Genomic DNA, 21,986 nt, shown 5'->3' with positions numbered 1-21,986 from the left:
ACTCCCGACACGCCTACCGGGCGACACGCCGCCTCGGCGCATCCCCCAGCCGTGACGGTGCAGCCCTGACGGTTCAGCCGTGACGGTTCAGATCAGCCCGGCCCGTATCGCATAGGACACGGCGTGCGCGCGGTTGCGGGTCCGGGTGCGCTTCATGGCGCCGTACAGGATGTAGCGCACCGTGCGTTCGGAGTAGGAGAGCTCGACCGCGATCTCGTCGATCTGCTTTCCCTCCGCGATGAGGCGCAGGACGTCCACCTCGCGGGAGTTCAGCCTGGGTGCGTGCGGGGGCTCGGCCGTGTGCGGGAGCGTGGGAGCGCTCCCGTCGCCGCCCGCGACCGCCCGCACGGTCCGGGCGAAGACGTCCGGGCTGCAGAAGTCCCACCACACGACGGCGCGTACGCCCCGCTCCCGTGCCGCTGACAGGTCGGCCCGCCACTGCTTGCCCACGACCACCAGGAAGCGTGCGTCGGGTTCGTCGCTCAGACGGGGGAGCAGGTCCAGTGCGGAGGTGTCCGCGACCTCCATGGCGACCACGATCGCGTCGGCCTCGCGGATCCTGTCCCGGGGCAGCTCGTGCAGCCGGGGGTCCAGGGCGACGAAACCGGCCAGTCCGGCACGTACCAAGGGCGCGGGCGCGTGGATCGCCACGCGCACGGTCTCGGTGAGTACCTGCTGGGGCATGGGCCCTCCTGCCTCGCGCCAGTGATCGCCCATGAGGAATGCGGTCGTCCAGATGGTTCCGGGAGCCGATGCTGCCACCTGCGGAGATCGGACAGCCGCGCCGAAGGGCCCCGGGCCCACAACCGAGGGAAACCTGGCGCGAGTGTCCGGCCGCCCTGCCGCCCTGCCGAAGGTGGCCCGGTGTGCGACGGCTCCGTGTGCGACGGCTCCTTGGACCGACGGCTCCGTGCAAGGCGGCTCGGCCGGAGGCGCGCGAGAACTTCCTGTACGGAACGGCAAAGTTCGCGATCACCGCTTCACCGGGGGAGCCGGCCGCACAACGATGGGACGAGAGCGCGTTCCGACGCACTCCGGTTGCCGGAGCGTGCGTGCGGGATGCCGTGCGGCCCGTGACCACTCCTGGCCGCTCCAGGCAACTCCCCGCGTCCTCCTGGCACTTCTAGCAACAAAGGTAGTCCCATGATCGTGTCCCTTGTCCTGTTCGCGGTGCTCGGCCTGGTGCTGCTCGCAGCCGCCGCCGCACTGACCCGGCGGAAACGCGGTTCCTCCTCCGGACAGGCCCGTACCGCGGGGCCGGGCGCCGACCGGAAGGTACTGGAGACCGTCGCCCTGGGACTGCAGGCACTGGCCGAGGGACGCGCGAGGGACGCGCGCCGACTGCCCGACGTGCAGACGGTCGTCCACTCGGGACAGCGGCTCACCGTGCAGCTCGGACAGGCCGACGCGGCGGCGCCCGCACCGTGGACGTCGGACGTCTCGGGCAAGGAGTGGTCGCTGGACCCGGCGACCCTGCGGGCGGCAGGCACCTCCGGCGGCGGGCCCACGCATCCGTACTCCCTGACCGTCACCCTCGGCCTGCACAGGGGGGACCGGGTGCTGGTGGACCTCGCGCAGTTGCCGGGGCCGATCGCCCTGACAGGTGACGACCACGAGGTGCTGCGCCTGGCGCAGGCGGTCATCACCGAAGTCGTCTCGGGACCGGTCGGGCACCTCGCCACGGTCGTCCTGGTGGGTTCGGCGACCACCCCTCCGGTGACCGACGGACTGGGCGCGCGGTCGGCGCGGCTGTACCCCGCGGCCACGCGGAAGGAGGCCCTGGCCCACAAGGAGGCTCCGGCCGACGAGAACGGCGGGAGGTCCGCGGGGGCGCCGGCCGGCGGAACGCACGCCCGCCGTCTCTTCGTGGTCACCGCCGCCCAGTTCCGCGACGAGAGATGGGCCGACGCCCCGCTGCGCGAGACCGACGCGCTCCTGGTACTCGGCTGGATCACCGACGCGGAATGGCACATCGCGGTGAACACGGACGGCTCCCTGGACACCGGCCGCCTGGGTGTCCTCGTCGACACCCACACCGCGCGCTTCGCCTGATCCGTACGACCTGTCCGACCTGTCCGACCCGTGGAACTCGTCCGACCTGTTCGACGGCTTCGGCCGGTCGGCTACTGGCTGGTGCCGGGCACACCGTCCGGCACCAGGCCGCGGTCGGCGAGGCTGCCGTCCAGCCAGGCCGCGGCCAGCTCCGCCCGGGAACGGCACCCGGTGCGCTGGAACAGCTGCGTCAGCCACCGCTCCACGGTCTTCTCGCTCGACGCCAGCCGCGCCGCGATCTGCCGGTTGGTCGCCCCGTCGCTGACCAGCACGGTCAGCCGGACGTCCGCCTCGTTCAACCGGTCGCTGGCCGGCCGCAGCCTCGGCAGTACGAGACTGCGCCGCCGCGCCATGTGCCCCAGCGTCGTCCGCGTGGCGCGCCCGATCCCCAGACACTGCCCGAGGTACGAGGCCTCGGCCAGCCGCCGGTCGGAGTCGTCGCCGATCTCCACCAGGCACAGCCGGCAGAGCAGGCCCATGTACACATCACCCCGCCGGTCCACCGACCGCAGAGCGGCCAGCGCGCCGTCCACCTCGCCGTGCACCAGCCCCCGGCCCAGCAGCACGGTCTCGCGCGTCATCGCGGAGCCCACTTCCTCGTGCAGCGCCTCCAGTTCGCCCAGCGTCCGGCGCATGACCTGCGGCATGCCTTCCAGCAGGGCGTACGACAGATGCCGCAGCAGCACCTTCTCGATGCCCGACAGCAGACCGTCCGCGCGAGCCCGCCGTACGTCCTCGCGCGCTCCCTCCAGTGCCTGGTCCGTCCGGCCCGACCAGTACCGCAGGCTCATCCTGGCCCAGGCGACGAGCGGGTGGGTCACCCCGTCGGGAATCAGCTCCAGCCACGCCCGGGCGTGCCCCAACTCCCCGCGCGCGCAATGGATCTCGGCCGCCAGCGCGCGGGCGCACTGCGCGGTGCCGGCCTCCGTGCCACGGGTCCGGCTGCGTGCCTCGATCCGGCGGGCTGCCGACAGGGCCCGGTCCCAGTCGCCCTCCAGATAGGCGCGGACCATGGCGTGGTGGCGTGCGGCGGTGCTGTCCCCGGACCCCGTGAACCGGTCTCCGAGCACGGCCGCCAGGGCGTCGGCGAGGTCCGCGTGAGTGGCCGCGTGCCGCAGCCGTTCCATGATGCGCGTCCCGTCCGCCTCCGGAGGCAGGGCGCCCAGCGTCTCCAGCAGCTCGGCGCGCCCGCCCGAGGCGGCGGCCAGCAGCCGTAGTTCCGCGGGAGAGGGCAGCGGCCCGGATCCGGGCCGGTGGCCGGTGACCGGGTGGCGCACGGTCGGGCCGGGCTCGCCCTCCGGCGGCCGTGCGCCCCGGCCGGCGACCGGGCCGATCCCGTACGGACCTGCCAGCGCCGCGAATCCCTCCACGGCGGCCAGCTGTGCCGGAACGCCGGTGCCCTGGGCGCCGGAGCCGTCGACGAACGGCAACCGGTGCTCGTGCAGCGCCGCCAGGGCCCACACCTCGGTGACGTACACCAGACGCTCCCGGTCCCGCTCCCGATCCCCGTGCCGCTCCCGATCCCCGTCCCGATCCCCGTCCCGCCCCTCGCCTCGGTCCCGGTCTTCGTCTCCCTCCTGGCTTCCGCCTCCGTCCCTGGCTGCGCCTTCGTCCCCGGCTGCGCCACCGTCCCCGGTGGCCCGCTCGGCGGGTGACGCGTCCAGGCAGGCGAGCAGTGGTTCGCCGAGGGCCAGCGCGCCGGGGTGGTCGGCGTGGCGCAGGCTCAGTTCGGCGGACTCGTACAGCACGCCGGGCGTCCTGCGGTCGTACGGGGCCAGGCGGCCCAGCGCCGAGGAATAGGCGCGGACCGACCGCGGCCAGTCGGATCTGGCGTCCGTACGGGCCGCCGCCAGCAGCACGTCCACCGCGAGCGCGTCGTCCAACTCTGCCCCGGCGGCGGTCACATGGTCGGCGAGCCGGGGGTAGCCGCCCCCCGCCGTCCGCGCGCCGAGCCGGTCGCTGAGCGACCTCGTGATCAGGGCGTGCAACGACGACACCTCGTGGTGGGTGGGCAGGGCGCGCAGCGCCGCGGCGAGCGCCGGGACGGCGAAGGACGCCCGGCCGTCCTCGTCCACCGTCAGGATCCCGTCCCCGACCAGCGGTGTCAGGGCCCGGTCGACGAGGCCGGCCCGCCGGGGGCCTCCCGGCTTCAGCCGGTGCAGATCGTCGAACCGTATCTCGGCGTGTTCCAGGGCGCGGGCCACCGCGGCGGCCGCGTCCAGGTCGGCGGCGTCCGGGGGCTCGCCGGGCCAGCAGAGGCGCGTCAGCCGTGCCAGGTCCGTGGTGAGCCGCAGTGCCTGTTCCGGCTCGGTCAGGCAGACATGGCCGCCGAGTTCGAGGAGGCCGCCTCGCCCGTCCATCGAGTCCAGCACCGACAGCACGGCCTCGGGGGTGCCCGCCATGGGGCCCAGCGCTCGCAGCACCGCCGCCACCAGTGCCGGCTCGACCGGGCGGCCGAGCCCGCGCACCATCAGCGCCTCGACGTCGGCGGGGCGCAGCGGCGGCAGTTCGAGCAACCGGTCGGCCGCCGAGGCCAGTTGGGAGGCTCCGGTGTCTCGCGCGTGCACCGGTCGGCCGGCCATCACCATCGGTACACCGGCCGGGCGGAAGACCCGGAGGAGCAGGCCGAGGGCGGAGGCCGTGGCCGACGGCAGACGCTCGACGTCGTCGATCACCAGCGCGAACGGGGTGTCACGGGCGGTGTCCGTGAGTGCCTCGCTCAGTACGGCGAGCTGGCTCAACTCGCCGTGCTGTCCCGCGGGTTGGCGCGATGTGCGGCGGGTGCCGCCGACGCGGACCGTGTTCCGGCGGTGGGGGACCTTGGCGAGTGCGCTGTGGACGCCGTCGGCCAGGGCGGGGGCACCGGGTGTGCTTCCGCTGTCGTGACAGCGCAGCCGCAGGACCTTGGCGCCCTCCTCGACCGCCGTTCGCCGGGCGTGTTCCAGTACGGCGGTCTTGCCCGTTCCGGCCGCGCCGACGATCAGCAGGACGCGTGCCGGGTCACCGGTGGACAGCAGGGCCCGGGTCACCTCCCGGATCTCGCCGTCCCGGCCTATGACAGGTCCGCCCTGGCCTATGACAGGTCCGTCCCGGCCTATGACAGGTCCGCCGTCGTGCACGCCCACGCCTCCTGATCCGGTCCTCGCCGGACGGGGACGACCAGCGGAAACGGCCACCTGCAAGCAGCCCCCGGCACATGACCATAATGGCTGTCGCCGGCCGAGGGCCCGGACGCAGGGCCTGCCGACGGCGCTTCCACGCGCGGGCGCTGCACCGCCCGCCCGGCACATGTCGTCGAGGAGAGCGCGGTGGACCATGACTGCTCCGTCCGAAGCCCCCTGGCTGCTGCACGGGGGCACGGCCGTGAGCCTGGACCGTACCGCCGGTCGGCCGGTGGGCCGCGAAAGGCAGTTGGACGAGGTCCATGGCCGGCTGGGCGATCCGGGCGGGCCGCGCCTGGTGCTCGTCCGCGGTGAACGGGGCGCCGGGCGGACCGAGTTCGTGCACGCGGTCGGTGAACTGCTCCGCGCCCAGGGGACGGCCGTGCTCGCCGTGGGCTGCGTACCCGGCGACGGCGTACGGCCGTTTCTGCTGGCGCTGCGGCTGGTCATGGCGCTGGAGGAGCACCGCCCGGCCGCGGCACACCGACGATCGACTCGGTCGGCGCGGCCGGCCACCGAGGCCCTGCGGGCGGCCGAGCAGCGTGACGGGACGGCCATGGCGGGACTGCTGCGCGCCGCTCTCGCACAGCCCGGGCTCGCGCCCGTTGTCGTGCTGATGGACGACCTCCAGCACGCCGACGCCGCCTCGCTGGCCGTGCTCCGGGAGACCGACTTCGCGCGAGTGCCGCACACCGTACGGCTGCTGGCCTCGGAAGCGGCCCGCGGTGGGCAGGGGGCGACCGGGTGGGAGAGCGTCGGCGGGACCCACACGCTCGTCCTGTCCCGGCTCGGATCGGAGGAGACCACCACCGTGGTGGCACGGCGGCTGCGGGCCGCGCCCGACACGACGCTGGCCCGGCGGGTGCGGGAGCTGACCCTCGGGGTCCCCGGCGCAATCGACGCACTGCTCACCGGGTGGACGCGGCAGGGCGCGATCAGAGTGGCCGACGGGCACGCCTTCGTCGGCGCGCGAAGACCGACGCCGGTGCTGTCGGACGACGACCGGTTCATGACGGCGCTGGACGCACTGGGCGAGCCGTGCCGCACGGTGGCCGGTGCCCTGAGCACCCTGTGGCCGCTCGGCGGCCGGGCCCTGCTGTTGATCGCGACATCGACCGGCCTCCCCACGAACGAGGTGAGCGACGCGCTCCGCGCCCTGACCGACGCGGACATCACGGAACCCCTCCCGGCGCTGGACGTCGACGGCACGCCCACCCCCGCGCCCACCTCCCAGGACGCCACCCTCCCCGCCCCCGACGACACACCCCCGCCCGGCTGGCGGTTCCGCCTGCCTGTCGTGGCGCATGCCGTTCGGGAGCGGCTCGGGCCCTTGGAGCGCAGCCGGTTGTCCGCCACCGCGGTGGAGGCGCTGTGGGCGGAACAGGACGCGGTGAGGACGGAGGACGCGGAAGGCGTCACCCCGCAGCGGCGAAGACCCGTGGGCGTGGCCCTGCCGGACGAGGCGGACGCGGTGGCCTACCTCGCGGACCGGGTCGCGGAAGCCGGATCGCTCGTCGACCTCGACCGCGCGGTCGCCGAACTGACCGCCGCCGCGCAGAGACTGCACCCCGACTCCGAGGGCAGGGGAGTGCTCCGCTGGTGCCGGGCGGCCTGCCACCTCGTCGAGCGGCCGGCCGACCGCGTCGCGGCCCTGCACCGGTACGCCAAGGCCGCCTACAACGCCGGCGACCACCACACCGCCCGCACCATCGCGGAGTCGGTCCTGCGCAACCTGGCGGACGTCCTCGGCCCCCGGGCGCTGCAGGACACCGCCGCCCTGTTCACGGCGGCGACGGCCAACGACCTGGACTGGCGGGCCCTGTCCCGGCTGGCCACGGCGCGCTGGTGGGACGAGCTGCGGCTGCCCGAACTGGCCGCCGTGACCGGCCGGGCCCTCGCCCTGAGCCAGCTGGAGCGGTGGCAGGAGGCACTGGACCTGCTGTCACGGACCGAACCTGTGTGGGCCACCGATGCCCATGCCCGGGCCAAGCCCGCCTACTTCCGAGCCGTGGCGGAACTGGCACTGGGCCGGCCGGAGCGCTTCCGGGAGTCACTGGCCTTCCCGGAGGCCCCGTACCTCGACACCGGTCACGTCCACGCGCTGGCCACCGCCATGTTCGACGAACTGCTCAGCGGCCGGGACCTGCGCGCGGCCGAGGCCCTGCTGGACGCGCAGGGCCTGACGGCCGATCTGCTGGCCCCGCGCAGCCTGTTCCTGTGGCGCCATCTCCAGGGCCGCTGGGACGAGGCCCTGGAGTCGGCCCGCTGGATGCTGGCGAACAACCAGACGAGCACCCCCGCGGCGGACAGCCATCTCGTCCCGGCGCGGACCGCCGCCGTGCTGCTGGCCCGGGGCCGCCCCACGAGCGCCCGCCGCCTCCTCGACAGCGTGCGCGCGGACACCGCGCGCGGCCCTGAGGAGGGCCCGCTGGAGTACTCCCTCGACGCCGTCGAGGCGGAGCTGCTGCGGGCCCTCGGCGATCCGGCAGGAGCCGAGAAGGCACTGCGCCGCGGCCTGGACGCGGCGGCGGTCCGCGGCCAGATCGCCGGCACCGACGAACTGTGGGCCGCGCTCGCCGAGACGCACGCGGACGAAGGACGTCCGGGCGAGGCGGCGACCTGCCTGCGACACCTGCGGCTGATCTCCGACCGCACGGGGGACGCGCGGACACGGCTGAGGTACCTGCTCGCCTCCGCCCACGTCCAGCGGCAGACCGGCCGGGCCGGTCCCGGCGCCTTCGGCACGGTGCACGGAAACCTGCGCGAGGCAGTGGAGTTGGCCCGCTCCCGCAGCCAGCCGTACGAGACCGCGGTGACCCTCGTCGCCGCCGCGGAGGCGGGCGCCGGCCCGCCCGCCCTGCTGCACGAGGCGTACGAACTGTTCGGCGGGAGCGGCGCCGCACTGCCCCGCTTCCACACCAGGACCGCCATGCGCGAGGCAGGAACCACCGTCCCCGGGCGCAGGGCGGCCACCGCCGAGAACGAGCAGCTGCTCGCGACGCTGATCGCCGAAGGGCTCACCAACCGGCAGATCGCCACGGTGCTGCGGCTCAGCGAGGACGCGGTCGCCAACCGCCTGACCCGGCTGTTCGCCCGTACCGGGCTGCGCTCCCGCACCGAAGTGGTCACCGCGGTGCTCACCAACTACCGAGTCCACCGAGGAGCGGCCGAACAGGGCTGAGTACGGCCGGGCAGGCCCCAACAGGCACCAGCAGGCCCCAGCAGGCCCGAGCAGGCCCGAGCAGGCCCGAGCAGGCCCGGAGCAGGCCCGAGCAGGGCCCCGGTACGCACCGCCCCGGCACCGAACGGCGATTGTTAGCCTTGCGTGTGACCGGATACCCCATACCCGCCCGGACCTCGCGCCGCCGGACCCCGCGATGAACGCCGTCGCCTCCTCCCCCCTCGGCGCCGCCACCACCCTCGCCGAACTCACCGTGGACCCTCACGCACGCCTGGCGCGACTGCGGGCGCACGAGCCCGTGTCCTGGCTGCCCGAGCTGGACGGCTGGCTGGTGACCCGCCGGGACCTCGCGATGAGCGTGATGCGGGACGCCGAGACCTTCACGGTCGACGACCCCCGGTTCTCCACCGCGCAGGTCGTCGGGCCGAGCATGCTGTCCCTGGACGGCGCCCCGCACGCCCGCCACCGTGAGCCCTTCACCGCCCCCTTCCGCCCCCGGGCGGTCCACGACGGCTTCGCCTCCTTCATCGAGGGGGAGAGCGACCGGCTCATCACCGCACTGGCCCCCGCCGGCAGCGCCGATCTGCGACGCGCCTTCGCCGGTCCGCTCGCGGTCGCCGTCGTCACCGAGGCGCTCGGGCTGGTCGGCACGAGCACCGCCACCGTCCTGTCCTGGTACGACTCCATCGTGGCGGCGGTCTCGGACATCACCGCCGGACAGCCGGCGGGTCCCGCCGGCACCGCGGCCTACGCACAGCTGCGGGCGGCGGTGGAGGCCACCGTCGCCGACCGGGACGCGGCCTCCCTCCTCGTCTCCGCCGCCGGACGGCTGACACCGGCCGAGGTGGCGTCCAACGCCGCGGTCCTGATGTTCGGCGGCATCGAGACCACCGAGGGCATGATCACCAACGCGCTGCTGCATCTGCTGAACCACCCCGACCAACTCGCCCTCGTCCGCGCCGACCCCGGCCTGCTGGACGGCGCCATCGAGGAGTCGCTGCGCCTCGAACCGGGCGCCGCGGTCGTGGACCGGTACGCCACCCGCGACACCGTCCTCGGCCCGGTCACCGTCCGCCGCGGCGACCTGGTCACCGTCTCCCTGGCCGGCGCCAACCGCGACCCCGACGTCTTCCCCGACCCCGACAGGTTCGACGTCCGCCGCGACAACGCGCGCCTCCAGCTGGCCTTCGCCCACGGCCCGCACTACTGCCTCGCCGCCCATCTCGCGCGCCTGGAGACCCGTATCGCCCTGAGGCATCTCCTCGAACGCCTCCCCGCCCTGCGCCTCGACCCGGACCACCCCACCGCGCCGTACGGACTGGTCTTCCGCAAGCCGCTCAGCCTGCGGGTGCTGTGGGGCAACCAAGCCTGACCGGCCGCCCGCCGTCCCCGCTGGTCAGCGGAGTGCGATCGTCCGCCGAAGTCGCGCGGCCGACCCTCCCGCGGTGCATTGCGGCCCGCCCCGAACGGTCCGATGGTGGACGCACGTGCCGGGCTGTGAGGAGGACGGGCGATGACAACTGACAGGGGCGCACCGGACGTCGAGCGGCGGCGACTGGCCGAGGCGGACGAGGGAGTGGCGCCCTGGCGGCGCTGGGGGCCGTATCTGAGCGAGCGGCAGTGGGGGACGGTCCGCGAGGACTACAGCCCGGACGGGGAGGCCTGGGCGTACTTCACCCACGACCAGGCGCGTTCGCGCGCCTACCGGTGGGGCGAGGACGGGATCGCCGGTGTCAGCGACGACAAGCAGCGGCTGTGCTTCGCCCTGGCCCTGTGGAACGGCCGCGACCCGATCCTCAAGGAGCGGATGTTCGGCCTGACCAACAGCGAGGGCAATCACGGCGAGGACGTCAAGGAGTACTACTTCTACCTCGACAGCACCCCCACGCACTCGTACATGAAGTTCCTCTACAAGTACCCGCAGGGGGAGTTCCCCTACGGCGATCTCGTCGCCACCAACCGGGCCCGTGGCCGCAAGGACTTCGAGTACGAGCTGCTGGACACCGGAGTCTTCGACGAGGACCGCTACTTCGACGTGTTCGTCGAGTACGCCAAGGCGGGCCCGGAGGACCTGCTGGTCGAGATCACCGCGCACAACCGCGGCCCGGACGAGGCCACGCTCCATCTGCTGCCGACGCTCTGGTTCCGGCACACCTGGTCCTGGGCCGGTGGCACCGCTGTGCCGACTCTGCGGCGAGTGCCCGGCGGAATCCGCGCCGACCACGAGGAGTTGGGCGCCCGCCGGCTGTACTGCGAGGCCGACGCCCCGGCGCTGTTCACCGGGAACGAGACCAACGACGAGCGCGTCTTCGGCAGCCCCAACTCCACGCCGTACGTGAAGGACGGCATCGGCCGTCATGTCGTCCACGGCGACACGGCGGCCGTCAACCCCGCCGGGACGGGCACCAAGGCGGCCCTGCACAGCGTGCTCACCGTGCCCGGCGGCGGGAGCGCGCGCATCCGCCTGCGGCTGACGGACGTCACCGAACTAACCTATCCCTGGAGCGAGTTCGACCAGGTGATGGCGGACCGCCGGGCCGAGGCCGACACCTTCTACGACGGGGTCGTCCCGGACGGGACGAGCGAGGACGAGCGGCGGCTGGTCCGGCAGGCACTGGCCGGGATGCTGTGGAGCAAGCAGTACTACCACCTCGACGTCGAGCGCTGGCTGGCCGAACACGGCGTCGACCCGCTCGGCGCCGACCCCCGGCTGCGCAACAGCAGTTGGTACCACATGGTCAACGACGAGATCATGTCGATGCCGGACACCTGGGAGTACCCGTGGTACGCGGCCTGGGACCTCGCCTTCCACACCCTCGCCCTCGCGATGGTCGACATCGGCTTCGCCAAGGGCCAGCTGGACCTGCTCCTGCGCCGCCTCTATCTGCACCCCAACGGCCAGATCCCCGCGTACGAATGGAACTTCGGCGACGTCAACCCGCCGGTGCACGCCTGGGCGACCCTCTTCGTCTACGAGCTGGAGAAGCAGCGCACCGGACACGGCGACCGCGCCTTCCTGGAGAACGCCTTCCTCAAGCTGATGAAGAACTTCACCTGGTGGCTCAACCGCAAGGACGCCGACGGCAACAACGTCTTCCAGGGCGGCTTCCTCGGCCTCGACAACATCGGTGTCTTCGACCGGAGCGCACCCCTGCCGACGGGCGGCCAGCTCGACCAGGCCGACGGCACCGCCTGGATGGCGCTGTACTGCCAGAACCTCCTGGAGATCGCCATCGAACTGGCCGTCGACAACCCGGTGTACGTGGAGCAGGCGCAGACCCTGTTCGAGCACTTCGCGTGGATCGCGGTCGCCACCAACCGCCTCGGCAGGGACAACGAGAGCCTGTGGGACGAGGAGGACGGCTTCTTCTACGACGTCCTGCGGCTGCCCGACGGCCAGGCGGTCCGGCTCCGGGTGCGCTCCCTGGTCGGGCTGATCCCGCTCGCCGCCACCAGTGTGGTCGGCGGCTGGGCCGACCAGCGGTTCCCCGAACTGGTCGCCGGGGCCAGGGAGTTCATCGACCGGCACCCCGCCGTGCAGGCCGTCGTGTCCGCACAGCAGACCGCGGGACCCGGTGTGCGCGGACGGCATCTGTTCGCCCTGTTCGGCCCGGACCGGCTCCGGCGCGTCCTGGCCCGCATGCTCGACGAGAAGGAGTTCCTCGGCCCGTACGGCATCCGCTCGCTCTCCCGCCACCACGCCGACCACCCGTACAGCTTCCAGGTCAAGGGGGAGACGTACGGTGTCGGCTATCTGCCCGCCGAGTCGGACTCCGGCATGTTCGGCGGCAACTCCAACTGGCGCGGTCCGGTGTGGTTCCCGGTCAACGTCCTGCTGATCCGTGCCCTGCTGAACCTGCACGCGTACCACGGTGAGGAGTTCACCGTGGAGTGCCCGACCGGCTCGGGGCGGCGGATGAACCTCTACGAGGTCGCCCGTGAGATCTCCGGCCGACTCACCGCGACCTTCCTGCGCGGCCCCGACGGGCACCGCCCGGTGCACGGCGCCCAGGCCAAGTTCGCCAAGGACCCGCACTGGAAGGACCTGCTGCTCTTCTACGAGTACTTCCACGGCGACGACGGGGCGGGCCTCGGCGCGTCCCACCAGACCGGCTGGACGGGCCTGGTCGCGGTCACCGCCACGCTGTTCCACCAGGTCGGCTCCGAGGACTGGGGCGCCCTGCGCGAGGAACCCCTGTCCTGAGTCCCTTGTCCTGAGCGCGGCGGGCACCGGGCCGCCTCACCGGCGGCCCGGGGCCCCCGCGCGCAGCCCGTCCATCACGAAGTCCAGGAGGCGGGCCGCGCGCGACTGCCAGTCCCCGTGGGGGTCGAGCTGCCAGAGCCCCGCGATGGCGAGGAGGAAGTCGTCCTCGGTCACCCCGGGGCGGATGGTGCCCGCCTCCTCGTTCGTGCGCAGGAGCAGCAGCGCCGCGGACGCCACCGGAGTGGGTTCGGGCTTCGCCGGGCCGCCGGGCGCGCTGGTGGCCTGCCGGATCGCGTCCGCCAGACCCGCCTTGGTCATGGCGAACCGGGCCAGGTGGTCCATCCACTCGCGCAGCGCCCGCTCCGGCTCATGGGTGTGGAGCAGCTCGCACGCGGCGTCGGCGACCTGCTGCATCTCGTGGCGGTAGATCTCCAGGACGAGCGCCTCGCGGTTGGGGAAATTGCGGTAGAACGTGCCCTGCCCGACGCCCGCCTTCTTGGCGATGACACTGAGCGGGGCGTCCGCACAGAGCGTCAGCTCGGCCACGGCCACTTCCAGGATGCGTTCGCGGTTGCGCTGCGCGTCCGAGCGCAGAGGTGCGTCCTTCTTGTGCCCCACGCGTCCTCCTCGCGGGTCCGTGGCCGAATCCCGTCCTTGCTAAGCGGACAGGTGTCCACTACGTTTTCTCGTGAGCGGACAACTGTCCGGTTAGGTACACCTTACCGGCGAGTCGTCCTGCCTGGACAGATGGCGGTGGTCGGCCGCGGTCCTGCCTGCTTGCATCATGCACGCTTCCGGCCCGCCACCGTTGCCCGGGGCGCCGTCCCCCCACCCGACACCACTCCCGGTCCGTGTTCCGACGCCTCCGCGCGTCCCTTACGTCTATAGCGGTTTTCCGTTCTCTCTGCCTGCCGGACCGTCCTCGTCGGACGGCCCGGGAATGTGAAAGAAGGCTGATCATGGCCACAGCGCCCCCGTCGACGTACAGCGCCGTCACTTTGAACATCAACGGCGAGAAGCACTCCCTGACCGTCGACCACCGCACCACCCTGCTCGACGCCCTGCGTGAGCGCCTCGATATGACCGGCACCAAAAAGGGCTGTGACCAGGGGCAATGCGGGGCGTGTACGGTCCTGATCGACAAACGCCGGGCCGTCTCCTGTCTGCAACTGGCGGTGGCGGCCGAGGGCCGGGAGATCACCACCATCGAGGGCGTCGCCGAGGGCGACCAGCTGCACGCCGTACAGCAGGCCTTCCTCGACCTCGACGGCTACCAGTGCGGCTACTGCACACCTGGCCAGATCTGTTCGGCCGTCGCCGTCATCGAGGAGCACGCCGCCGGCTGGCCGAGCGCCGCCACCGACGACGTACGCCCCGAAGCGGGACCGCCGCCCCTGACCCCCGACGAGATCCGCGAGCGCATGAGCGGCAACCTGTGCCGCTGCGGCGCGTACGTGTCCATCGTGCAGGCGGTCGCCCGCGCGGCCGAGGCCGACGCCGCCGCACGCGCCGCCCAGGCCGAGCAGGGCACCGAGCACGAAGGGGCAGCGGCATGAAGGAGTTCGGATATCAGCGCGCCCTCGACGTCTCCGGCGCCCTCGCGCTCCTCGACGCCGACCCGGACGCCCGGTTCCTCGGCGGCGGCACCAACCTCGTCGATCTGATGAAGACCGGCGTCGAGCGCCCCGGCCGGCTCGTCGACGTACGCGAACTGCCGCTGGACCGCATCGAGTCGACCGAGGACGGCGGGCTGCGCATCGGCGCGACCGTCACCAACAGCGACCTCGCCGCCCACCCCGACGTGCGCCGCCGCTACCCGGCCCTTACCCAGGCGGTCCTCGCCGGCGCCTCCGGGCAGCTGCGCAACATGGCGACCGTCGGCGGGAACCTGCTGCAGCGCACCCGCTGCGGCTACTTCGCCGACGTGACCAAGCCGTGCAACAAGCGCGAGCCCGGCAGCGGCTGCCCCGCCATCGAGGGCGAGCACCACAACCACGCCATCCTCGGCGCCTCCGACCACTGCGTGGCCACCCACCCCTCCGACCTCGGAGTGGCGCTCACGGCCTTCGACGCCGTCGTCACCTACGAGACGGCCGACGGGCCGGGCGAACTGCCCCTCACCGACTTCTACCTGCCGGTGGGCGACACCCCGCACCTGGAGACCGCCCTGCCGCCGGGCGCACTGATCACCGGCGTCGTCCTGCCGCCCGCCCCGGTGGCGGCCAACTCCCGCTACCGCAAGGTGCGCGAGCGGGCCTCGTACGCCTTCGCGATCGGCTCGATCGCCGCCGCGCTCGACGTCCGCGACGGTGTCGTGCACGAGGTGCGCCTCGCCTTCGGGGCCGTCGCGTCCCGGCCGTGGCGCGCCCGCGCGGCCGAAGCGGCCCTGATCGGCGGACCCGTCGACGCCGCCGCCTTCGCCGCTGCCGCCGACGCCGAACTGGCGGCCGCCCGGCCGCTGCCGCACAACGGATACAAGGTGACACTCATGCGCAACCTCGTCGTCGCCGTGCTGAGCGAACTCGCCGAGGAGGCCGCCCGATGACCACCACCACGACCGGAATCAGGGCGGTACCGGCCGTCGGCGCCGCGCACACCCGAGTGGAGGGCCGCGACAAGGTCACCGGAGCGGCCCGCTACGCGGCCGAGATCCCCTTCACCGAACTGGCCCACGGCTGGCTGGTGCTGTCCACGGTCACCCGGGGCCGCGTCAGCTCGGTGGAGGACGGCCCGGTCCTGGACATGCCGGGCGTCCTCGCCGTCCTGCACCACGGGAACGCCCCGCGCGTCGACACCGACTACGTGGGCATGCTGGGCATGCCGCCGGACCCGACCATCGCCGTCTTCCAGCACGACCGGGTGCCGCACGCCGGCTGGCCGGTGGCGCTGGTCGTCGCCGAGACCTCCGAGCAGGCCAGGGAGGCCGCCGAGGCGCTGGTGGTGCACTACGAGGAGGAGGCGCACGACGTCACCTTCGCCGGCGAGCACCCCGACGCGTACTCCGTTCCCGGCCCCGGCGGACCCGCGGTGACGGAGAAGGGCGACCTCGAAGCCGAACTGGCCGCCTCCGCCGTCGTCCTGGACGCCGAGTACACCACGCCCGAAGAGCACCACAACTCGATGGAGCCCCACGCGGCGACCGCCCTGTGGGACGGCGGCCGTCTTGAGGTCGTGGACTCCAACCAGGGCACGATCTGGGTCGCGGCCGAACTCGCCAGTCTCTTCTCGCTCGACCCGGCCTCGGTGCACGTGCGCTCCGAACACGTCGGCGGCGGCTTCGGCAGCAAGGGCGTCCGCGCCCACCAGGTCGCCGCGGTGATGGCCGCGACGATCCTGTCGCGCCCCGTCCGGGTCGTCATGACCCGCCGCCAGATGTTCTCCCTCGCCGGCTACCGCAGCCCAACGACCCAGCGGGTCCGGCTCGGCGCCGACGCCGAGGGACGGCTGCGCGCGCTGGAGCACAGCTGCCTGAGCCTGACCTCGACCGTGCACGAGTTCATCGAGTCCGGCGCCGGTGTGGCCCGCGTGATGTACGACGCGCCCGCCCACCACACCGCCAACCGGGTCGTACGGCTCGACGTGCCGAGCCCGACGTTCATGCGCGCCCCCGGCGAGGCGCCCGGCTCGTTCGCGCTGGAGTCCGCCCTCGACGAACTCGCCGAGAAGCTCGGCATCGACCCGATCGAGCTGCGCACGCGCAACGAACCCGAGGTGGGTCCGGTCTCCGGGCTGCCGTTCAGCACCCGCAACCTCCCCGCCTGCTTCGAGGAGGGCGCCCGCCGCTTCGGCTGGGCCGACCGGGACCCGCGACCGGGCGTGCGCCGGGAAGGCCGCTGGCTGATCGGCACCGGGACGGCGGCGGCCTCCTTCTTCGTGGGAGCGATGCCGTCCACGGCCGCCGCCACCGCGGAGGCCGACGGCACCTTCACCGTGCGGATCAACGCGGCGGACATCGGAACGGGCGCCCGCACGGCGCTCACCCTGATCGCCGCCGACGCCCTTGAGGTGCCGACCGACCGGGTGCACGTGCGGATCGGCGACAGCGACTTCGGTCCTGCGATGATCGCCGGCGGGTCGATGGGCACCCGCTCCTGGGCCTGGGCGGTCACGGCCGCGGCGGGCGAACTGCGGGAGCGGCTCGCCCTGAGCGACGGCATCCCGCCGGAGGGCATCACCGTCCGGTCCGACACCACCGCGGCCGTCGGAGCCCTCGCACAGAAGGAACGGCACTCCTTCGGGGCGCAGTTCGCCGAGGTCGCCGTGGACGTGAGCACCGGAGAGGTCCGCGTGCGCCGCATGCTCGGCATGTTCGCCGCGGGACGGATCATCAACCCGCTCACGGCCCGCGGCCAGTTCACCGGCGGGATGATCTGGGGCATCTCCATGGCCCTGCACGAGGAGGCGGTCAGGGACCGGAACACCGGCGCCCTGTACGGCGCCGACCTCGCGGGCTACCACGTCGCCTCGAACGCCGACGTACCCCTCGTCGAGGCGGACTGGGTCGACGACCCGGACCCGGACGACCCGGTCGGGATCAAGGGCATCGGCGAGATCGGCATCGTGGGCGCCGCGGCGGCGATCGCCAACGCGGTCTGGCACGCCACCGGTGTCCGCCACCGCAACCTGCCGATCCGGCCGGACCGCGTCATCACGGCGGGCCCGCATGTTTGACATCGCCGACGAGCTGAGCCGCTGGGTCGAGGAGGGCCGTGAGTTCGCCGTGGCCACCGTGGTGGCCGTCGGCGGCAGCGCACCGCGCGGCCCGGGCGCGGCCCTCGCCGTCGACGGCGAGGGCACGGTCATCGGCTCGGTCTCCGGCGGCTGCGTGGAAGGAGCGGTGTACGACCTGTGCGTGCAGGCGCTCCAGGACGGCGAGAGCGTCCTCGAACGGTTCGGCTACAGCGACGAGGACGCCTTCGCGGTCGGTCTGACCTGCGGCGGGGTGCTCGACATCATGATCACCCCGGTCGCCGCCGAGGCGCCGGTCCGTGAGCTGTTCCGCTCGGCGCTGTCGGCCGTCACCTCGGGCGAACCCAGGGCACTCGCCCGGGTCGTCCGGGGCCCGGCCGAACTCCTCGGCAGGGCCCTGCTGGTGCACCCCGACGGCTCGTACGAGGGGTCGTACGGCAACGGCTCCGCGGAGCTGGACCGGACGGCGGCGGCCGAGGCGCGGGCGATGCTGGACGGCGGACGCACCGGCACCCTCGATCTCTCGGAGGACGGCAGCAACTGCCCCGGCGGGCTCACCCTGCTCGTCGAGTCGAACGTGCCGCCGCCGCGGATGATCGTGTTCGGTGCGATCGACTTCGCCGCGGCGCTCGTACGGGCCGGCAAGTTCCTCGGCTATCACGTGACGGTCTGCGACGCCCGTCCCGTGTTCGCCACCCGGGCCCGCTTCCCCGAGGCCGACGACCTGGTCGTCGACTGGCCGCACCGCTATCTGCGGGGCACCGCCACCGACGGGCGCACGGTGCTGTGCGTGCTCACCCACGACGCCAAGTTCGACATCCCGCTGCTGGAGCAGGCGCTGCGGATGCCGGTCGCGTTCGTCGGGGCGATGGGCTCGCGCCGCACCCACGCGGACCGTGACCGGCGGCTGCGCGAAGTGGGCCTGACCGAGGCGGAGCTGGCACGGCTGCGGTCGCCGATCGGCCTCGATCTCGGTGCCCGTACGCCGGAGGAGACCGCCCTGTCCATCGCGGCGGAGATCGTCGCGGCCCGGCGCGGCGGAACGGGCGCGCCCCTCACGGGGACGCGCACCCCGATCCACCGTGACGGGGTGCAGCGGGAGGCGGCGGAGGCTGCTTGAAGGCCGGGAACGGGGCCCGGCCGTCGATCATGACGGCCGGGCCCCGTTCCGGTTCAGGGCACGTCAGACGCGGTCGGCCACGATGAGCAGGTACTGGAAACTGCCGTTCCGGTACGCGTCCAGGAACGTTTCCTCGATGCCCGTGACCAGATGCCCGGCCTCCTGGCGCAGCTCCCAGTAGGGGATCGTGTCGGCGGTGAGGTCCTCCACATGAACGGGCACGAGCCGGTTGCGGGCCATCGCGCGGAAGTACTCCGAGCGCGGATGGATGTCGCAGATGTAGTGCGCGTTGATGAGCGACACCTCGCGCGAGGCGCGGCCGTAGGCGTCGTTGTAGCAGCCGGTGATCGTCACATAGCGGCCCCCGCGGCGCAGCAGCCGGGCGTGCTCGGCGAAGAGCAGGTCCAACTCCACGTACATGGTCGACTCGTTGTTCCAGGAGGCCGCGTACGCGCCGGTCTCCAGGCCCGTGTCGAGCATGTTCCGGTGGTGGTAGCGCACCTTGTCGTCGATGCCCCGCTTACGGGCCTGCTCGTTGGCGAAGTCGGCCTGTTTCCGCGAGAGTGTCACCCCGTCGGCGTGGCAGCCGTACCGCAGATGGGCCACCACGCTGCCGCCGCCGCGCCCGCAGCCGGCGTCGAAGACACGGTCGGTGGGGGAGAGGTCGCCGAGCCGGGAGGCGAGCAGGTCGGCCTGGGCCTGCTCCAGCCGGTGCAGTTCGGCGGTGATCCGGTCGGGGCCCGAGCCGGGACCCTCGTCGAGAGCGGCCCGGTCGACTGCTCCGATGCCGTAGTGATGGTGGTACAGGTCGTCGATCTTCCCCAGTTCGAGGTTGACCGGGTTCTCCTCGGCGTTCCAGTAGTCCGCGACGCGGGTCTGGTACGTGGACTGGCTCGGCACCGATGCTGCGGTGGTCTCGGTGTTGGCGATGGTCAAGTGGGCACTCCTCGTGACGCTGTGACGACGGGTCGGAACGGTGGTGCTACCAGTAGTTGGGCAGGTGGTAGCGGTGGGAGTTGGTGGCGTGCCATTCGTGGTTCCCCGACACCCATGCGGCCAGGCCCTCGGCGTAGCGCGCGACGAGGGGCGAGGTGGCGGCCAGGACCGCCGACTCCTCCTCGAACGCTTCCATGATCCTGTTGTGGATCTCGACGGCCCGCAGATAGGCGGCCTTCAGTCCGCACCGCTCGTTGGCGGCGATGACCTGGGGCAGGTTCAGATGGGTGGGGTCGGAGGCCAGCTCCTTGGTGAAGGAGTACAGGTCGTTGACGATCGTGGTGGCGTTGCAGGCGAGCGCGGTGATCCGCTGGATCTCGGACCGGGCGTACAGGGCCGCCGGCAGTTCGTAGCCGTCGACGGCGTCGACGATCGACAGACAGGGCCGGAAGTTGTTGAACTGCCGCATCACCAGGTACTCCCAGATCTGCGGCACGTACCGGATCTCGGACCAGGCGGCCTCCGCGAGATAGCCCATGTGCAGCCGGGCCAGGTCGTGCACGATCCGGTCGCTCTGGCTGGGCGTGGCGAGCTCGCGGTAGTCTCGCAGGGCGTGGTGGTACGAGCGCAGCGGCCCGTCGGCCTGCATGCCGTGACGCCACTCCTCCTCCAGCTCGGGTGTGCCGTGGTACGGATCGAGCGCCGACTGGGCGATGACCAGCCGCCCGCCCAGCCCGCGGGCCGCGCCGCCCCTGCCCTCGACCTCCTCGCAGTAGCAGTCGTCGACGACGTTCTCGGCGAGCAGCAGTTTCCCGGCCGCCATGAGGTGGTCGAGGCTGATCGCGCCGGGGTGCTGGAGCACGACGGCCCGGCCGCACTGGAACCCCGCGAAGTCCCCCGTCCAGCTCTGGGGGAACAGGTCCAGCGCACGGGCCCAGGCCTCCAGCCTGCGGTCGATCTCCGCGGCCTTCTCCGGGTCGGCGGGCACGGCGGGCCGGTACCGCAGCCCGGGCACCGCGCCGCTGCGAGGGCGGGTGGTGGCGCGGGCGAGATTCGGCGGCCCGGGCAGGCGCGCGGCCGCGTGGGAAACGGGCGGGGCGCTCACTCCGCGGTCCGCCCGACCTGGACGTTCTCCAGGATTCCCGCCGCGTCGGGAACGAGGATCGCCATCGAGTAGTAGGCGGTGACCAGATAGTTCATGATCGCGGTGGTGTCGATGTTCATGAACCTGACGTTGAGGCCCGGCTGGTACTCCTCCGGAATGCCGGTCTGGTACAGCCCGACGACCCCCTGGTCGGCCTCTCCGGTGCGCAGGGCGATGACACTGCTCGTGTGCTGCGGGCTGATCGGGATCTTGCCGCAGGGCAGGAACGGGACACCGCGCCACGCGGGCACCTCATGGCCGTCGATGGTGGTGGTGCCGGGCACCAGACCGCGCCGGTTGCACTGCCGGAAGAAGGCCGCGATCGCCTTCGGGTGGGCCAGGAACACCCGGGTCTTGCGGCGCATCGACAGCAGTTCGTCGAGGTCGTCGGGGGTCGGCGGGCCGGAGAAGGTGCTGACGCGCTGGGCGTGGTCGACGTTGTGCAGCAGGCCGAACTCGCGGTTGTTGACCAGCTCCCACTCCTGGCGTTCGCGGATCTCCTCGATGGCCAGGCGCAGTTGCTGCTCGGTCTGGTCCATCGGGCTGTTGTAGAGGTCCGCGACCCGGGTGTGGACGCGCAGCACCGTCTGGGTGAGCGACAGCTCGTACTCGCGCGGGGAGAGGTCGTAGTCGACGAAGCCGCCGGACAGCGTCGGCTCGCCCACGTGCCCCGCCTGCATGGGGACGTCGGCCTCGCCCTTGCGGTTCATGGGCTTGCTCTGCCGCTCGGCGAACGCGGCGAGCTGCGCGGCGAGGGAGGGGGTGCGTGCCACGAACTGTTCGAGGCTGTCCCAGTTGAGCGTCAGCACCGTGCCCGCGGTGTCGGCCCTCACCGAGTGGTGCCAGCGCGGATCCTCCTGGCCGATGGCCTCGTCACCCAGCTGGGCGCCGTCCGTGACGACCCCGGTGACCTCCTCCTCGCCGTACTTGCCGGGGGTGTAGCGGGTGAACCGGCCGTGGACGACGAGATAGGCCTCCGTGACGGGCTGCCCGGCGTCGAAGAGGACCTGGCCGGCGCGGACCTCCCGCACGCGGAACCGCGCGGCGATCTCCTGGAGGGCCGCCGTGTCGGTGTAGCCGCGCAGGGCCGGCAGTTCGGTGAGCGTCTCGGGGATGACCTTGATGTCGTCGGCGCCGTTGTGGTCGAACTGCACCCGTCCCCGGCCGACGCGGAGCTGCAGTCGCCGGTTGACCCGGTAGGTGCCGCCCTTGACGTCCACCCACGGCAGCATCTTGAGCAGCCACCGCGAGGTGATGGCCTGCATCTGCGGCGCGGACTTGGTGGTGGTGGCGAGCTGACGCGCGGCCCGGGTGCCGAGACTGGTGAACGGTGCTTCGGCGTCGGGCGGGCCGACGGTGCTGTCGGGGGGACTTTCCGGGGCGGTCACATGTCCTCCGGGTACGTGATGCGAACGGGCGAGCGGTGCTGGGCGGACGCGGGGCGTCTGTCGGGCGCGGGTTCACGGGGCGCGGGTTCACGGGGCGGTGGAGGTCGGGGC

At 72.9% G+C, this 21,986-nt stretch carries 14 protein-coding genes; 8 read left to right on the top strand and 6 right to left on the bottom strand.

Annotation, left to right across the window (positions count from 1 at the left end; genetic code table 11):
- Positions 1-87: 87 nt before the first annotated feature.
- Positions 88-684: a helix-turn-helix transcriptional regulator gene (locus J8N05_RS37115; RefSeq protein ID WP_247706842.1), complete on the bottom strand. Its 597-nt coding sequence runs from the start codon at positions 682-684 to the stop codon at positions 88-90.
- 459 nt (positions 685-1,143) lie between these two features.
- Between J8N05_RS37115 and J8N05_RS37110 the strand changes: the two genes are divergently transcribed.
- Positions 1,144-2,052, top strand: coding sequence for a hypothetical protein (locus J8N05_RS37110; protein ID WP_210891020.1), 909 nt, complete (start codon positions 1,144-1,146; stop codon positions 2,050-2,052).
- Positions 2,053-2,123: 71 nt separating this feature from the next.
- Here the strand turns inward: J8N05_RS37110 and J8N05_RS37105 are convergent, their stop codons facing one another.
- Positions 2,124-5,177: a helix-turn-helix transcriptional regulator gene (locus J8N05_RS37105; protein ID WP_210891019.1), complete on the bottom strand. Its 3,054-nt coding sequence runs from the start codon at positions 5,175-5,177 to the stop codon at positions 2,124-2,126.
- 190 nt (positions 5,178-5,367) lie between these two features.
- Between J8N05_RS37105 and J8N05_RS37100 the strand changes: the two genes are divergently transcribed.
- The 3 genes from J8N05_RS37100 (at position 5,368) to J8N05_RS37090 (ending at position 12,598) form a co-directional block, all read left to right on the top strand.
- Entirely contained in the window at positions 5,368-8,394 is a 3,027-nt protein-coding gene (locus J8N05_RS37100; RefSeq protein WP_210891018.1) for a helix-turn-helix transcriptional regulator, read from the top strand.
- Positions 8,395-8,590: 196 nt separating this feature from the next.
- Positions 8,591-9,766: a cytochrome P450 gene (locus tag J8N05_RS37095; protein WP_210891017.1), complete on the top strand. Its 1,176-nt coding sequence runs from the start codon at positions 8,591-8,593 to the stop codon at positions 9,764-9,766.
- Positions 9,767-9,907: 141 nt separating this feature from the next.
- Complete coding sequence (locus tag J8N05_RS37090) at positions 9,908-12,598, top strand: MGH1-like glycoside hydrolase domain-containing protein (RefSeq protein ID WP_210891016.1); 2,691 nt, start codon at positions 9,908-9,910, stop codon at positions 12,596-12,598.
- A 36-nt stretch (positions 12,599-12,634) separates the two neighbouring features.
- On the opposite strand, the gene J8N05_RS37085 is transcribed toward J8N05_RS37090, so the two are convergent.
- Complete coding sequence (locus tag J8N05_RS37085) at positions 12,635-13,216, bottom strand: TetR/AcrR family transcriptional regulator (protein ID WP_210891014.1); 582 nt, start codon at positions 13,214-13,216, stop codon at positions 12,635-12,637.
- A 341-nt stretch (positions 13,217-13,557) separates the two neighbouring features.
- Between J8N05_RS37085 and J8N05_RS37080 the strand changes: the two genes are divergently transcribed.
- Genes J8N05_RS37080 through J8N05_RS37065 form a run of 4 tightly spaced genes read left to right on the top strand, consistent with a single transcriptional unit; the run spans position 13,558 to position 18,407 of the window.
- Positions 13,558-14,154 carry a 2Fe-2S iron-sulfur cluster-binding protein gene (locus J8N05_RS37080; protein ID WP_210891012.1) on the top strand — a complete coding sequence of 199 codons (597 nt, stop codon included), beginning with the start codon at positions 13,558-13,560 and terminating at the stop codon, positions 14,152-14,154.
- Positions 14,151-15,143 carry an FAD binding domain-containing protein gene (locus J8N05_RS37075; RefSeq protein WP_210891010.1) on the top strand — a complete coding sequence of 331 codons (993 nt, stop codon included), beginning with the start codon at positions 14,151-14,153 and terminating at the stop codon, positions 15,141-15,143. The genes J8N05_RS37080 and J8N05_RS37075 overlap by 4 nt, the downstream gene beginning before the upstream one ends.
- On the top strand, positions 15,140-17,269 hold the full coding sequence (locus tag J8N05_RS37070) for a xanthine dehydrogenase family protein molybdopterin-binding subunit (RefSeq protein WP_210891009.1): 2,130 nt from the start codon (positions 15,140-15,142) through the stop codon (positions 17,267-17,269). Before J8N05_RS37075 ends, J8N05_RS37070 begins: the two co-directional genes overlap by 4 nt.
- Entirely contained in the window at positions 17,262-18,407 is a 1,146-nt protein-coding gene (locus J8N05_RS37065; protein ID WP_210891008.1) for an XdhC family protein, read from the top strand. The genes J8N05_RS37070 and J8N05_RS37065 overlap by 8 nt, the downstream gene beginning before the upstream one ends.
- Before the next feature lie 63 nt (positions 18,408-18,470).
- On the opposite strand, the gene J8N05_RS37060 is transcribed toward J8N05_RS37065, so the two are convergent.
- Genes J8N05_RS37060 through J8N05_RS37050 form a run of 3 tightly spaced genes read right to left on the bottom strand, consistent with a single transcriptional unit; the run spans position 18,471 to position 21,875 of the window.
- Complete coding sequence (locus J8N05_RS37060) at positions 18,471-19,343, bottom strand: geranyl diphosphate 2-C-methyltransferase (RefSeq protein ID WP_210891007.1); 873 nt, start codon at positions 19,341-19,343, stop codon at positions 18,471-18,473.
- A gap of 46 nt (positions 19,344-19,389) precedes the next feature.
- Entirely contained in the window at positions 19,390-20,448 is a 1,059-nt protein-coding gene (locus J8N05_RS37055) for a family 2 encapsulin nanocompartment cargo protein terpene cyclase (RefSeq protein ID WP_210891006.1), read from the bottom strand.
- Positions 20,445-21,875 (bottom strand): family 2B encapsulin nanocompartment shell protein, encoded by a 1,431-nt coding sequence (locus J8N05_RS37050; protein ID WP_210891005.1) that lies wholly within the window; start codon positions 21,873-21,875, stop codon positions 20,445-20,447. Before J8N05_RS37050 ends, J8N05_RS37055 begins: the two co-directional genes overlap by 4 nt.
- Positions 21,876-21,986: the final 111 nt, after the last annotated feature.

The sequence above is a fragment of the Streptomyces liliiviolaceus genome (genome assembly GCF_018070025.1).
In the GTDB taxonomy this organism is placed as follows: Bacteria; Actinomycetota; Actinomycetes; order Streptomycetales; family Streptomycetaceae; genus Streptomyces; species Streptomyces liliiviolaceus.
This window is presented reverse-complemented; position numbering and strand designations above follow the sequence as displayed.